Here is a 14,826-nt window from a genome sequence, read left to right as displayed (position 1 = left end):
AAAGGCTGAAACCAGTTTTAGTAAAGGTATGCCAGCAAAGCAGAAGAAAGCGATGCGCAGTACAGCTTATCTTGAAAAGGTATTGAATTTATAGTGTTTTTTCATGCTCTTGCCCTGGTCTTTTGGGCTCACTTAATTATAGGTTTAATCGCCGGTTTATTTATTTTTAGCATGTCGTTCACGGGTTTTTTATTAACCTATGAGCGACAGATTGTTGAGCTAGATGAAATGCGATTTACTGTAAAAAGCACCTATGCTCAACAGCGGCTATCGACTGATGCTGTTGTAGATATTTTGCAAAAATCGCATCCGAGTCAATCACATATTTATATTCGTTGGGTAAATCGAGAAGGGGCTGCTATTCCTGCCTGGGCGGGGAAACATAGCTACTTATTACACCCTTATACGGGAGATGTCATTCGTGAAGGAGAGGGGCTAGCGGCTGGTTTTTTTTCACGTTGTAACTGATATACATCGTTATTTATTACTGCATGGCGCTTCACAAGTGATTGGCAAAAATATAAATGGCTACGCTAATCTATTTTTTATCTTTTTATTACTATCGGGTGCTTATCTGTGGTTACCAAAGCGATTTAATCGCTCTGCATTAAAAGGATATTTATTACTAGCAAAGAGTTACAAATCATCACATCATCGAAATAGGCAGTGGCATTTAGTTTTTGGGATTTGGTGTTTACCGGTTTTACTCGTTTTGTCATTAACGGCTACTTTGTTTCATTTTGATTGGGCAAATAAGGCACTGTACGGCGCATTTGGACAAAGTGTACCCGAGCGAGAAAAGCATCTACCAGTATTAGATTTATCGGCTGATAAAGTACCTTACGATGCTTTATTCCAACAAGCTAAAGTACATGCAATTAATAATGGTGCTGCGGATTGGTATTCGATGTGGTTAGAATTAGGTGACAAAAAACACGAAGCCCGTTTTTATATTGATACCAGTATCGGGAATCGCCAAGAATATGCGTATTCATTATTTTTAGATACTCGCACTGGAGATGCAATTAAAACGCTAAAAAAATCGGATTGGACGCGAGGCGATCAAGCATGGGGAACATCTCGATTTTTACATACCGGTGAATACTTTGGTTTTATAGGGCAAACATTAGCTGGTTTGGCATCATTGCTAGCATGCTTTTTAGTTTATACCGGTATGGTACTAGCGTGGAAGCGCCTAGTAACGAGTAAGAGTAAGCCTTAATAGATTAATTTTTTCACTCAAGGGTTCATCAATAATATAAAAATCCGATAAATAATCTTTATCGGATTTTTTAACCCTCTGTACTTACATAAGCTGTATGTTTGCTTTAATGAAAGCTGCTTATTTAATATTACTCATAGATATTATTTAACTAATCGCGATATTTAGGGCGGTAGTTATCTACCCATAAACGGGTAGCGCCACAAACTGCAACAGGCATTACGATTAAATTTACGATAGGGATTGCTGTAAATATCATAACGGCAAAGCCGAACCCGTACGATAAGCCTTGTTTGCTTTTTAAATCGTCTTTCATTTGTTTGAAGTCGATTTTATGATTATCGAATGCGTAATCTTTGTACTGTATTGCATACATCCAACACGTAAATAGCACCCACAGAATTTGCCCTATGACAGGTAATATCCAAAGTAATATAAAAAAACCAATGGCACGGGGCAAGTAATACCACAGCTTTGTTAGCTCTCGTGCAAACATGCGTGGCACATCTTTTAATAACTCAGCAAAGCCATCATCATTAATTTGTTGACCTGTTAAATACAGTTCTACCTTTTCACTGAGTAAACCGTTAAATGGAGCTGCTATAAAGTTGGTTATTATAGTAAATAGCATGCTGTAACTAAATAACACCACCAGTACTGCAATTGGCCACATCAACCACTCTAACCAACTAAGCCATTCTGGTAGCATATTATTGATGTAGGTAAAGCTGTCACTTAGCCAGCCAAATAAGAAATACAGCGAACTACTAAAGAGTAAAATATTAATTAATAGCGGGATCAGCACAAAGCGCTTTAATCCTTTTTGACTAATTAACTTAAACCCTGAAAAAAAATATTCCATGCCTTTTATGATCTGCACAATAACCTCAATAAATATTTACCACTGCGCGCAGTATAAATTGCTTAATAATTTTGAACAGTATTTTTAGGTAACAAAGTGTTTAGTTTCGTCGTTTTAATATAAATCAGAGCTAAAAATAAGTGAATAAGGTCGTTTTAACAAAGGCCGTTATTAATTAATCATATTGAATTACAAACAACTTATCTAAACAATTTTAATCCAAAGTACCAAATTTTCTTTATTATGGAATAGCAAACACATGTAATAATGAGGTGCTTTTTCAACATGAGTAACATAGATGTCTAAAGTTTTTATTATTGGTTTACCAAGAACCGGTACTACTAGTATAAGTGTCGCGCTATTAGAAATGGGGCTGTCGGTCGCTCATACTGCATTTACTAAAAAAGCGTTTGAGATGGCGGATGCAGTATCTGACGCGCCTTGTTTTAGCGACTATATGCATTTGGATACGTTATTTCCAGATGCTAAATTTGTTTACTTAAATCGAGATATAGATAAATGGGTGCTTTCTATCACAATGCTATTAAAAAAAATGGCGCCTCATTTAGAGCCAAAAACGGGAAAATTCAACCCTATTTTAAAACGCAGTTTTCATCAGGTATTTCCCTCAACATTACCTTTAACGCACACCTCGTTAGCTGATTGTTATTTAAAACATCAACAGGCTGTTTTTTCTTACTTTAAAGACCGTGATGATTTTTTAATGATAGATGTTAGTGAGGAAGATAGTTTATTAAAATTAAAACACTTTTTAGGAGTCGCGATTAAAGGAAATACTGATTTCCCTAAATTAAATGTTGGTCGCCATGTAGCAAGTTGGAAAGAATATAAGCACCCAAATAAAATCAATTCTAATTTAGCGGGTGTAGAGCACCGTAAGTATTTTGATTACGTGTTGTAGGTAGTTTATCTTATATAAATATTGATCTATCTTAAATAAACGTTTAAATAAGTGAAAAACGGGCTGAACGAGGTTGTTCATTTGTTACAATTAGGTATAGTTTGCCAACAAATTTTTAATACAAAATTGGATTTTCCATGCAGTTAGTCGATTTAAACCAAGATGACCAGGATGTGATTAATGTTTTTTCTGATATCGACCGACTTATTAACTCCTTATATCCGGTAGCAACAGCACAATCTCTTACTGTGAATGAGCTAAACCAGCCAAGTGTTTACGCTATAGGATTAAAGAATGAAGATGGTATTATTGCTTGTGGCGCTATTGTAAAACAGTTTGATAAAACACCTTATGGCGAAATAAGACGGCTTTATGTCAATCCTAGCTATCGAGGCAGAGGGTTATCTAGACGTATTATGCAAATATTATTGCATCATGCTGGGGAAGAGAAAATTCCACTTATAAGACTAGAAACAGGTCCTAAGCAAATACAATCGATTAAGTTATATGAAAACCTAGGATTTAAACGTTGTGACAGTTTTGGACCTTATCAAGACAACCCACAAAGTGTATTTATGGAATTAGGGCTAAGTAAGTAAAATACCCCCTCAAAAAATATTAGATAAATAAAGATTAGCTTTACGACGGCAAAATAACCTCATAGTAGGCACTACACGGTTTATAAACGGTGAAAGTGCTTTTAATCGTGCCAATTTGTAATGCTAATTTAATTAATCTGAACGAATTTATTGTAAGTAAACTTAACGCAGCTAGCATTGAAAATAGCTGCTTAATATAGATTTATGACCCACAGATCTGGTTAGCTATATCGCTGACCATCCTAATGAATGACAACACCCACTTTGAATTAACTCTACTTTTATTTCCTTTATTTTATACGATTGTAAAAATTATAGCTTTTAAGTAAAAATCTTTTAATCATAGCTATACTTATCTATATAGTATAAATATAAAGTTGATCTGAAGTTTTTATAATTTAGGCGATTAAATATATTCTTATAAATTAAAAACAAAAATAATGAAATTTTATGGTGGAATATGGAAACAGTTAGATTAAGAAAGTTGTTATCTCATCAGCAAGATATCTTATCTAAAATAGCACTAGGGTTACCTTTAAATGTTGTTATTAATGACATTTGTTTATCTATTGAAGAAATTATTGATGATGAATCTGCAAGATGCTCAATTTTATCATTAAGAGAAGGTCAGCTCTTTCATTGCGCAGCTCCAAATATAGATGACAAATACTGCCAAGCTATAAATGGAGTGCACGTTGGTCCAAGTGCGGGATCGTGTGGTACTGCTGCATATTCTAATGCTCGCGTAATTGTAGAAGATATAGCGGTCTCACCACTGTGGGAAGATTACAAAGAGCTCGCACTAAGCTTTGAGCTAAGATCATGCTGGTCAACTCCTATTATCTCAACACAATCCCAAATACTTGGCACGTTCGCTATTTATCACGATAAGCCTAAAGCCCCGTCAGCGTATGATTTAGAACTGATTGATTATTTTGTTCATTTTACGAGTATCGCGTTAGAAAAAAACGTTGAGTCGTTTAAAGCAAAACAGTTAATTGCAGACTTACAACAAAGTAATGAAAAATTTAAAGCATTTACTAAAGTGATGCCCGATTTGATCTTAATTTTAAGTGAGGACGGTGAATACACTGATCTTTATGGTTCTTCAAATGAATTACTGTATAGCTCACCAAGTACATTGATTCATCAAAACGTAAAAGATGCTCTCCCTAAAAAAGAGTCTCAGTTGATCATGAATGTAATTGAAAAAACATTAACGACTAACGATGTTCAATTTTTTGAATATGAGCTTGAAATTAAAAATAATAAAGTTACTTTTGAGGGAAGAACAGCATCTCTTGATCATTATCAGCCAAATAACCCATTGCAAAGGCATGTTGTATGGATGGCTAGAGATATTTCGGTTAGGAAAAATGCAGAGCAAGAAATAACGAAGCTAGCCTTTTTTGATTCATTAACTAATCTCCCAAATAGAAGAATGCTTAGCGATAAGTTAACGCTCTGCGTAGAAACAATAAAGCAGAGTGATAAAGTCGGTGCGTTATTGTTTTTAGATTTAGATAACTTTAAAAGGATTAATGATTCACTGGGGCACAGCGCAGGCGATGAAATTTTAGTTGAGTTATCAACACGATTCCGATCTGTAATTAAAGCACCTAATACATTAGCTCGGGTTGGAGGTGATGAATTTATTATCTTGCTAGAGTATGTTGGTGAAAATAATCAACAGGCTATTATTGAAGCCGAAATAGTGGCTAAAAGCTTACAAAGTGTATTTGATGAGAAGTTTGAGGTTGGAAAACTAGCATTTCAGGTGAGTTGTAGTATTGGTATTTGTTTAATCGATAAAATAAATTCAGTGACAGACAACATACTAAAATTTGCCGATACGGCAATGTACCATTCAAAAAAGAAAAGAGGTAATAGCAGTAGTTTTTATGATCCAGCATTACAAACTTTACTTCAAAACCAAGCTGAACTAGAAACTGACATTGTTAGAGCAATAGCATGTGATGAATTTTGTGCTTACTTTCAGCCACAAATTAATGCGCAAGGAAAAATAATAGGCGCTGAGGCGCTTATTCGATGGAACCATCCACAAAAAGGGCTAATAGCACCTAATGAGTTTATTCCGATTGCAGAGCAATACGGATTAATTCAAAAGTTACAAAATACGGTATTACGCGATATATGTATTTTAATTAATGACTTAAGCCGTAATAATATTATTGATGAGTCATTCAATATTTCAATAAATATAAGTCAGTGTCAATTTAACTCAACAACACTAAAAAATGAGCTGTTAAATGTAATTAACCATTTTGATGTGGAACCTTCACGCGTTAAGTTAGAGATAACCGAATCTATGTTATCGGGTGATATAGACAGCGCAATACAACAAATGGAAGAATTAAAAAGTCATGGTTTTATATTTTCTATCGATGATTTTGGTACAGGCTATTCCTGCTTAACTCATTTGAGTTCTTTTCCAGTAAAAGAACTAAAAATAGATAAAAGCTTTATTGATAAAATATGTGATAGCGGTACAGGTCATAGTATTGTGCAAACGATAATTAATTTAGGTAAAAGTCTTAATATATCTGTTGTTGCAGAAGGAGTTGAAACATTAGCGCAATTTGAAGTACTTAAAAAAATAGATATCGATGCTATACAAGGCTATTTAATTGCCAAGCCAATGACTCACGAGCAGTATTTACAATGGCATAATACGTACTTAAAAGATGGTATTTAGTTGTTGTAAATGTAAGTACTGTGAATTTTTAAACGCGCACTGAAAATGCTATTGTTACTGGTGTAATAATATTTAAGTTAATTTTCAGAAGGTATAAAAGTGAACCAATTACCAGAAAAAACAATTGAGTGTCCTTATTGTGGTGAAGCGATTGATGTTTTAATTGATACTTCAGATGTAGATGAGCAATATATTGAGGATTGCCAAGTGTGCTGTAAGCCAATAAACTTTTTAGTCTCATACGACATTGATGATGAGTTGGTTGTTAATGTATATGGTGAAGATGAAGCGTACTAATAAAGTGATATTACGTTGTTTTTTTGTAGCCGTTATTTATTGATTTTCTCTTTTTTAAATTAGCTTTAATTCTTAAAAAAGATAAATTTATACAAATAGGAGTAGTATTACTTCTTAAATTCGTAAAACTCATTTGAAGTTAATTGTTAAGAGAATATTTTAAGTCGTTGTTGTGTGTCTTTAAATACGGTGATTTATACTTAACATGAGTAAATTAAAGAGTGCGCTGGAGATAAATATGAAAAGTTTAAAAGAGCAAACTGATGCTAAAATTGCAGCAGGTCGACAAGCAAATCCTGATTTTATGAAAGGTGTTGACGATATAATTGAGCAAGCAAAGTCTTTTCAGCAAGGTAGCAGTGCAATTAAGGTGGGCGAACAAGCGCCGAGTTTTGAATTGCCAAATCCAGACGGTAAGCTAATTTCGTTTACCGAATTATTAGCCAAAGGACCACTTGTTGTTACATTTTATCGTGGTAGCTGGTGCCCATACTGCAACCTACAACTTAAAGCATTGCAAGCAAGGTTAGCTGATATCCATTCGTTAGGTGCGCAGTTAGTGGCTATTAGCCCGCAGGTACCCGATGGATCAATGAGTAAAAATGAAATAAGTGAGATGGATTTTTTAGTGCTATCGGATCAAAGTGCAAAAGTTGCATCGCAGTATGGCGTTGCATGGGAAGTACCAGAGTACTTAGTAGAGCACATGCGAGTTGACCGTAAACTCGACTTAGAGGCAATAAATAATGGCAATGGTAATATACTTCCTATACCTGCCACATTTATTATAGGTCGTGATGGACTTGTTACTTGGCGTTATGTTGATGTAGATTACCGTACACGTTCAGAGCCAGATGATATTATTGAGGAGCTACGTAAGCTGTCTTAATTACATCCATTATAATATAGAGTGATAGCGCTTTAGTGCATTAAAACTATAAGTGGTGAGTTTTCATCCATGGTTTATGCACTACTCAGTTACATTAACGACCTTTCAATCAAGGTTATAGTAATAGGTTACAAAATACTCCCAATACTGTTTTTACAACAAAAACAGACATGCCAAACAGTACACTGTTTTTGTTAGCTACATTCGTATAAAATCCACCTTATTATATTTCCCTGAAATACTTCAAACCATAACGTTTAAATAGCGAGACTTTCTTATCCTTTCTAAAAATGACACTAAACCAATGACAGACATAACAGTAGTAACTCACAACGGTAATTTTCATGCGGATGACGTTTTTAGTATTGCAGTACTTAAACATGTTTTACCAGCGTTTAAACTAGTACGTACTCGCGATAAAGCGCTTATAGAAAGTGCCGACTTTGTAATTGATGTAGGTGGCGAATACGACCCAGAAACGAATCGTTTTGATCATCACCAACGTGGTGGTGCTGGTGAGCGTGAAAATGGTATTCCTTTTTCGTCGTTTGGTTTAGTGTGGAAACAGTATGGCTTAGCGCTGTGTGATGATAACCAAGCCGTTGCTGATAGAGTGGATTCAGGCTTAGTTTCAACTATTGACGCCATTGATTGTGGTCATGTTGAGGGTGTATCAAAAGGGATAAGCTTGAGCCAAACAATTTCAATGTTTAACCCTACATGGGAAGAAGAAAGTAACTTTGATACCTGTTTTGATGAAGCTGTTGAATTTGCAGCTCGTATGCTTATTCGTTTTATCGCCTCAGCTCACGGTAGCGTAAATGCAAAAGAGATTGTCGCCAAAGCAATTGAAAATGCAGACGATGCCAGAGTAATCGTGCTTGAAAAATACACACCGTGGAAAAAAACAGTGCATATTTTATCAAGTGACGCACTATACATGGTTTACCCATCGCATTCTGGGCAATGGATATTACAAACAGTACCCGTTGAGCCTGGCTCGTTTGAAGATAGAAAATCGTTGCCTAAAGCGTGGTCTGGTTTATCTGATCAAGCGTTTGTAGATGAAACAGGTATTGCCGATGCCGTGTTCTGTCACAACGGTTTATTTATAGCGGGTACCAAGTCGTTTGAAAGCACAATGAAACTTGCCACTATGGCGCTTGCTGAATAAAAGCTAAAATTAATACCTAAATAAAATTTTGAGATAGATACTTGCTTGTAAAATGATTAATTACGATAGTATCTATTCTCAATTTTATGTTTGTAAAGGGAATTTGATGGAAATAGAATCTGCATTGAAAGAAATACGAATGGTTTTAAAAAGCCATACTACCGAGCTTACTGCTGCGTTTGAATCCATCTATAAAATGGGTATACCCGATGAGGCAGATAAAATTGTAATCTGGATCCCTCTTGGTAGTCGTTACAACCTGTCGTTTACTTACATGACAAATGATGCAAATGAGATTTATAAACCAGGAATGGATTTTGGCGAACTTTCTGTTTTAGATCAGCTTTTAGAAGACTTGATTGACAACTACATGGATTCTGAATTTTACAAAGACATATCAAGAGCTACAGATATTGAAGTTGCATCGTGGTTATATACAGCACTAGAGTCATCATCGTTTAAAAGCGTTAGCTTACATAAGGCTATGGCAATTAATAATGTGTGTGCATATTTTGATTTGAAAACGTTAACTTTAATAGACGATTCAGATATGTGGCCGGAATATTAATTTTTAACAATAGGGTAAATTAACGCTATGCCAAAGCTTACTCATAATGAAATCACCCTTGAGCTTCCTGAAAGCCGATTTTTTGAAGATATGTTTGGGGTAGACTATCCAGGTTATCTCCCATATTGGCTTGCCTATATGAGCCCAAAAGAGAGGCAAGCGTACCTCCTAGCTACAAAATCTGAGTATATGGATATAGTTGATGAGATGTATAACGAAAGCTTTAATTGGCAAGAATGGCTACCTTATCCTTATTAAAACGTCACAAAATCCCGCACGCTAATTATCTATTTACTGTAATAAGGTGCTCTAAAGTTTTAATTTGAATACCTAACTAGCGCTTGTTTCAAATAAGGAAAAAGATGAACATTTCATGCCTTGTGATTATTTTTGTATGTATAGCAGCTAGCTACTTATTTTTTGTTTTTTTAATTTATAGGTTGCCTAAATCTCAACAGCAAAAACGTATTGAAGGGGAAGTTGTATTTGCCTTTATTAATGCAAATGTAAATTTTCGGGGGTTCTTTGAAACGATTATTTTAAGAAACAAAGTCATCCACTTAGTTAATAATAATGAGCATTTTTATATAAGTGCTAACGATTATAAAAAGCTCTGGACAATTAACCCACATAAATTATCTACAATGCACTGCACTTATAAGTTGAACTTAAACACTACACCTCTACTGTTTGGTGGGTATGGTTTATCTACGGTTGAAAATATGACAGAGATAGATAAAAAGCCAATAATAGTTAAATAAAGAGCCAGTTATATAATACTCATAAGTAGTTGTGAGCGGTTATTGGTGCTGGTGGATGTAGGCTAAGTGTTTTTGACGTGCAGTTTTTATTCACGTTGCAGAATACATAGGTATTACTTGGTCACAACACGTTGGCTAAATAGCAGTAATTTGAGGCGTTGAGAACACCTTACTCTAATCCATCAAAAGTAAATTCTATAAGCAAAGTAACTCAAGATTAATTTTATTGAATGGTGTAACTCATTTTTACTAATAAAATTTATAATGAGTCATTTAAAAACAGCCATTTTTTACAATTTTTCTTATCTTTAATAATCATCAAAGTCCTGTTTTATATGCGCTAGCGAGCAATACGTGATTGGTCGTTTTATCAACATTAAAAATCACTCGTTACGAGTAAAAATACTTGTTGGACTTGAATGTCTATTTTTCTTTTAATGCGCGGCACTAGCCGAGTCGGCATTAATTAAATAAAAGAGAAAGATAAATGAAAGAGACAACATCACTAGAACAAGCTCGTACGAGCTACAATGTTCGTCATTGGAGCCAAGGTTTTTTTGGTATTAATGATCAAGGTGATGTGTATGTTGCGCCCAAGGCTCATGCCCCAGAGCAAACCATTGCATTAACAGATATCGCAAAGCAACTACAAGATAAAGGTTTAAGCTTACCTGCTTTAGTTCGTTTTCCGCAAATTTTACACCATCGTGTACACAGCTTATGCGGCGCATTTAATACAGCAATTGAAAACTATGGTTACCCTAAAGACTACTTATTAGTTTACCCAATAAAAGTAAACCAACAACGTGAAGTGGTTGAAGAAATAGTAGCAAGCCAAGCACAAGTAGAAAAAAAGCAACTTGGTTTAGAAGCAGGCAGCAAACCTGAATTACTTACGGTACTAGCACTGGCTGAAAAAACCAGCGCTGTTATTGTATGTAACGGCTACAAAGATAAAGAATACGTTCGTTTAGCACTTATTGGCGAAAAGCTAGGTCATAAAGTGTATATCGTGCTTGAAAAGCTTTCTGAGCTAGACATGGTGCTTAGCCAAGCAAAAGAGCTTAACGTAAAACCACGCATTGGTATTCGTGTACGTTTAGCATCGCAAGGTAAAGGTAAATGGCAAGCGAGTGGCGGCGAAAAATCAAAATTTGGTTTATCTGCATCGCAAGTTTTGCATGTAGTTAATCGTTTAAAAGACGCAAACCAGCTTGATTTACTTCAGCTAGTACATTTTCACTTAGGGTCACAAATGGCGAACATTCGTGACGTACGTTTAGGTGTAAGCGAAGCTGCGCGTTTTTACTGTGAGCTACGTAAATTAGGCGCAGAAATTGATTGTCTTGATGTAGGCGGCGGTTTGGCTGTTGATTACGACGGCACGCGTAGCCAGTCGCATAACTCTATGAATTACAGCTTAGCTGAATATGCAAATAACATTGTGTACACCATTGGTGATACATGTAAGCAATATGAGCAACCAATGCCGACTATTATTTCTGAGTCGGGTCGTGCGCTTACAGCGCATCATGCTGTGCTTATTTCCAATGTTATTGGTACTGAAAGCTATACGCCAGAAGAGTTAGTAGCGCCAGCGGCAGATGCACCCCTTTTATTAAAAAATATGTGGGCATCGTTTGTGCAGTTAACTGATTTAACGGATGACCGTGCATTAATTGAAATTTATCACGACAGCCAAGGCGACTTAGCTGAAGCGCATAACCAGTTTGCATTAGGTTTATTAGACTTATCGCAGCGTGCGTGGGCTGAACAAATTAATATTCGTATTTGTTATGAACTTAACAAGCACATGGATAATAAAAACCGTTTTCATCGTCCTATTATTGACGAGTTAAACGTACGTTTAGCCGATAAGTTTTTTGTAAACTTCTCGTTATTTCAATCGCTTCCAGATGCATGGGGCATTGATCAAGTGTTTCCGGTATTGCCATTAAGTGGCTTAACTGAAGCACCAAAAAAACGTGCTGTATTACTTGATATAACCTGTGATTCAGACGGTGCACTTGAGCATTACGTAGATGGACAAGGTATTGAAAGCACATTACCAGTGCCAGAGTTTAGCGCTGATAAACCTTATTTAATGGGCTTTTTCTTGGTGGGTGCTTATCAAGAAATTTTAGGTGATATGCATAACCTGTTTGGCGATACGCACAGCGCGATTGTTAATATGGATGAGCAAGGCGTTGCAAGCATTACTGAGATAAACCAAGGTGACACTGTTGCTGATATGATGCGATATGTACATTTAGATGTTGAAAGTTTTCAGAAATCATATGAGCAGTTGGTAAGCGCAAAAATTGAAAAACACGAACAGCAAAGCGTTTTAGACGAGTTGCAAAGCGGCCTTGATGGCTACACTTATTTAGAAGAGTTATAAGCAATGTCGACTTTGTTTGGTCACGCAGATCACTCATTGTACTCAAATGGGATGACGTTTTTACGTCGTCCTATGGTGCAAAACATTAATGCAATTGACGCTGACGTAGTTGTTTTAGGCTTACCGTTTGATTTAGCGACATCGGGTCGCCCTGGTGCACGTTTAGGTCCTGATGCGATTCGTCGTGCGTCGGTTCATTTAGCATGGGAAGACACTAAGTACCCGTGGACGTTCCCGTTGTTTGAGCGCTTAAAAGTGGCAGACGCAGGGGACTTTACTTACCCTGTTGGCGATCCTGAGTATTTTACTGCGCAACTAGAAATGGCTGCTGAGCAAATACTTCGCCAAGGTAAAACGCTATTAGGTTTAGGGGGCGATCACTTTGTGACGCTTCCGTTATTACGTGCTCATGCAAAAATACATGGCAAAATGGCGCTGGTACATTTTGATGCGCACACAGATACCTATAGCAATGGCTCGCGATTTGATCACGGCACTATGTTTTACCATGCGCCAATGGAAGGGCTAATTGATGTTGAGCACAGTATACAAATAGGTATTCGTACCGACTTTGATCAAAGCAAACATGAGTTTGCTGTAATTGATGCAATGCAAGCTAACGATTTACATGCAAATGATATTGCAGCGCAAATACTTGAACGGGTAGGTGACCTACCTGTTTACTTAACGTTTGATATAGATTGTTTAGACCCTGCGTTTGCGCCTGGTACAGGCACTCCTGTTTGTGGTGGTTTAACGTCAGATAAAGTACTTAAAGTACTGCGTGCGCTAAAAGGCATAAACATGGTAGGTATGGATGTGGTAGAAGTATCACCGTCGTATGACCAAAGCGAGCTTACCGCTATTGCCGCAGCAACCATTGCGAGCGAATTACTGCATTTGTGGACGCATAAAAATAAGTACTAATTTTACAAATTAAGTACTACAAAAAAGGGTATGCGCAGGCATACCCTTTTTGCTCTTATAAGTTAGATTAATTTAAGTTCTTATTTTATTTAATACGGCAATTTCTTTTAACCATATAACGCTCAGCCCAATAAGAGGGAGGTTAGTGGTTACAGGGTTAAATGCTTCAATAAGCAATTGCGGCTGCATTATAACTACAGCAAATAAAAGCCCCACAAGCGCCAATATATTTAAAGCTACCAGGTGCTTATTTTTATAAAATACAATTAAACACAAGCCAAATATAATTTCGCCGACTCCTGCCGAACGCGTAATTAAATCAGACACTTCCTGTGAAAAACCAGCACTGCCAGTCATTAATTTTTCAAGCGGTGCAATATGATAAAGCTTTGGGAAAAAGCCATGATATATCCAACTTAAACTTACTATGTAACGAGCAAGTTGAATATAAAACGTGTTACTTTCTGGCATTATCAATACGCTCTTGTGCACTTGGATGGCTAGATAAGTACTCTAATAAGTTATTTACTTTTTCGAGGTGTTTGTTTTCGCTAGTATGACTTTCTTGCAGTGCTTCTATCGCATCAGCAAAGTCATTGCTTGAATACCCTAACAACTCCAATTGGGTGAGTGCAAAAGTATCTGCCTCGCGTTCCATATCACGTGAAAATCCTTGCTGAGCAAACGATGCACCTGTACCTAACGCTACTTCGGCAACACCTTCTAAATCACCAAATACAACCGCTAACACAATAGTACTTGCGGCAGATTGAGCTGTAATACGTACGCTATGTTGATGCACTACATGACCCATTTCGTGTAGTAATACCGCTTTTAAGGCATTGGGTTTATCGGCAAGTAAATTTGCCAAATCATCAGTAACCACTATACGACCATGGGGTAGCGCAAATGCGTTAGCACCAAAGCTGTCTGATTTATAAAACGATAACCTATAAGCCGATTGATCAAGCGAAAGCTTATTAAGCATGTTTTTGAAATGTGCCTGTACTTTAGCTTGTTGCTCTGCGGGCAGCTCACTTGGGTCAAGCGCAATCTTTTTAATTAGTGTAAAACTTTGCTCCCCCATTTGTTCTACAACATTACGTGGCAGGGTATCAACACTGTAAACAGCAATGGCGGGTACGGCTTTATAAAGTACTAACCACATAAAGAGCGGTGTAAATATGACTGCGGCTAAAATTGCCCATTTACTTTTTTCAAGGCGTTCCATTACGTGATGGTTATTTGCTTTAAATGGCCATCTGTAATTTACATCAAGAGGGATAAAACGACTGCCATCTTCAAAGTTTAGTTCGTCGGCAAGTCCGGCCATTCCCGAACTTAAATTAAGACTTGAGATTGCGTGGCGAGCTATAACGTGTTCATCGTTGATAATTTCAATGTGTGTGTCGCTAATAGTTGCAACACACACCTGATAATTACTCGATGCGATGGGAAAAAAATGTCCCTTTACATGCATGGTGAGCT

The 14,826-nt window shown here is 36.6% G+C and carries 14 protein-coding genes and 1 pseudogene; 12 read left to right on the top strand and 3 right to left on the bottom strand.

Annotated elements, in window-relative coordinates; all coding sequences use genetic code 11:
• Nucleotides 1–171 precede the first annotated feature (171 nt).
• Nucleotides 172–1,222: pseudogene (locus I6F65_RS16155) on the top strand (PepSY-associated TM helix domain-containing protein).
• Nucleotides 1,223–1,373: 151 nt separating this feature from the next.
• Here the strand turns inward: I6F65_RS16155 and cysZ are convergent.
• Entirely contained in the window at nt 1,374–2,084 is a 711-nt protein-coding gene (gene cysZ, locus I6F65_RS16150) for a sulfate transporter CysZ (protein WP_029880450.1), read from the bottom strand.
• 298 nt (nt 2,085–2,382) lie between these two features.
• On the opposite strand from cysZ, the gene I6F65_RS16145 reads away from it, so the two are divergent.
• The 11 genes from I6F65_RS16145 to speB all read left to right on the top strand — a co-directional run bounded on the left by I6F65_RS16145 (nt 2,383) and on the right by speB (nt 13,338).
• Nucleotides 2,383–3,006 (top strand): sulfotransferase, encoded by a 624-nt coding sequence (locus I6F65_RS16145; protein ID WP_231613216.1) that lies wholly within the window; start codon nt 2,383–2,385, stop codon nt 3,004–3,006.
• 137 nt (nt 3,007–3,143) lie between these two features.
• Nucleotides 3,144–3,605 carry a GNAT family N-acetyltransferase gene (locus tag I6F65_RS16140; RefSeq protein WP_197113909.1) on the top strand — a complete coding sequence of 154 codons (462 nt, stop codon included), beginning with the start codon at nt 3,144–3,146 and terminating at the stop codon, nt 3,603–3,605.
• Nucleotides 3,606–4,065: 460 nt separating this feature from the next.
• Nucleotides 4,066–6,321 (top strand): EAL domain-containing protein, encoded by a 2,256-nt coding sequence (locus I6F65_RS16135; protein WP_166114113.1) that lies wholly within the window; start codon nt 4,066–4,068, stop codon nt 6,319–6,321.
• A 99-nt stretch (nt 6,322–6,420) separates the two neighbouring features.
• Nucleotides 6,421–6,618, top strand: coding sequence for a CPXCG motif-containing cysteine-rich protein (locus tag I6F65_RS16130; protein WP_024611216.1), 198 nt, complete (start codon nt 6,421–6,423; stop codon nt 6,616–6,618).
• 238 nt (nt 6,619–6,856) lie between these two features.
• Entirely contained in the window at nt 6,857–7,507 is a 651-nt protein-coding gene (locus I6F65_RS16125; protein WP_197113906.1) for a peroxiredoxin-like family protein, read from the top strand.
• Nucleotides 7,508–7,811: 304 nt separating this feature from the next.
• Nucleotides 7,812–8,681: an MYG1 family protein gene (locus I6F65_RS16120; RefSeq protein WP_024611214.1), complete on the top strand. Its 870-nt coding sequence runs from the start codon at nt 7,812–7,814 to the stop codon at nt 8,679–8,681.
• Between the two features lie 106 nt (nt 8,682–8,787).
• Nucleotides 8,788–9,249 (top strand): hypothetical protein, encoded by a 462-nt coding sequence (locus I6F65_RS16115; protein ID WP_024611213.1) that lies wholly within the window; start codon nt 8,788–8,790, stop codon nt 9,247–9,249.
• 27 nt (nt 9,250–9,276) lie between these two features.
• A complete protein-coding gene (locus tag I6F65_RS16110) occupies nt 9,277–9,507 on the top strand; it encodes a hypothetical protein (RefSeq protein ID WP_024611212.1) in 231 nt (76 codons plus the stop codon).
• A 104-nt stretch (nt 9,508–9,611) separates the two neighbouring features.
• Entirely contained in the window at nt 9,612–10,010 is a 399-nt protein-coding gene (locus I6F65_RS16105) for a hypothetical protein (protein WP_024611211.1), read from the top strand.
• Nucleotides 10,011–10,497: 487 nt separating this feature from the next.
• On the top strand, nt 10,498–12,411 hold the full coding sequence (speA, locus tag I6F65_RS16100) for a biosynthetic arginine decarboxylase (RefSeq protein WP_101216157.1): 1,914 nt from the start codon (nt 10,498–10,500) through the stop codon (nt 12,409–12,411).
• 3 nt (nt 12,412–12,414) lie between these two features.
• The gene (gene speB / locus I6F65_RS16095) at nt 12,415–13,338 is read left to right on the top strand and encodes an agmatinase (protein WP_007583987.1); all 924 of its coding nucleotides are present in this window, start codon (nt 12,415–12,417) and stop codon (nt 13,336–13,338) included.
• A gap of 72 nt (nt 13,339–13,410) precedes the next feature.
• Here the strand turns inward: speB and I6F65_RS16090 are convergent, their stop codons facing one another.
• Both I6F65_RS16090 and I6F65_RS16085 read right to left on the bottom strand, forming a co-directional pair.
• Nucleotides 13,411–13,809 (bottom strand): DoxX-like family protein, encoded by a 399-nt coding sequence (locus I6F65_RS16090; RefSeq protein WP_024611210.1) that lies wholly within the window; start codon nt 13,807–13,809, stop codon nt 13,411–13,413.
• Entirely contained in the window at nt 13,796–14,818 is a 1,023-nt protein-coding gene (locus I6F65_RS16085; protein WP_166114121.1) for a M48 family metallopeptidase, read from the bottom strand. The genes I6F65_RS16090 and I6F65_RS16085 overlap by 14 nt, the downstream gene beginning before the upstream one ends.
• Between the last annotated feature and the right edge of the window lie 8 nt (nt 14,819–14,826).

Source organism: Pseudoalteromonas sp. SWXJZ94C (assembly GCF_015864385.1).
Taxonomy (GTDB): Bacteria; Pseudomonadota; Gammaproteobacteria; order Enterobacterales; family Alteromonadaceae; genus Pseudoalteromonas.
The sequence above is the reverse complement of the archived record's forward strand: the minus strand, read 5'-3'. Positions and strand labels throughout refer to the sequence as shown.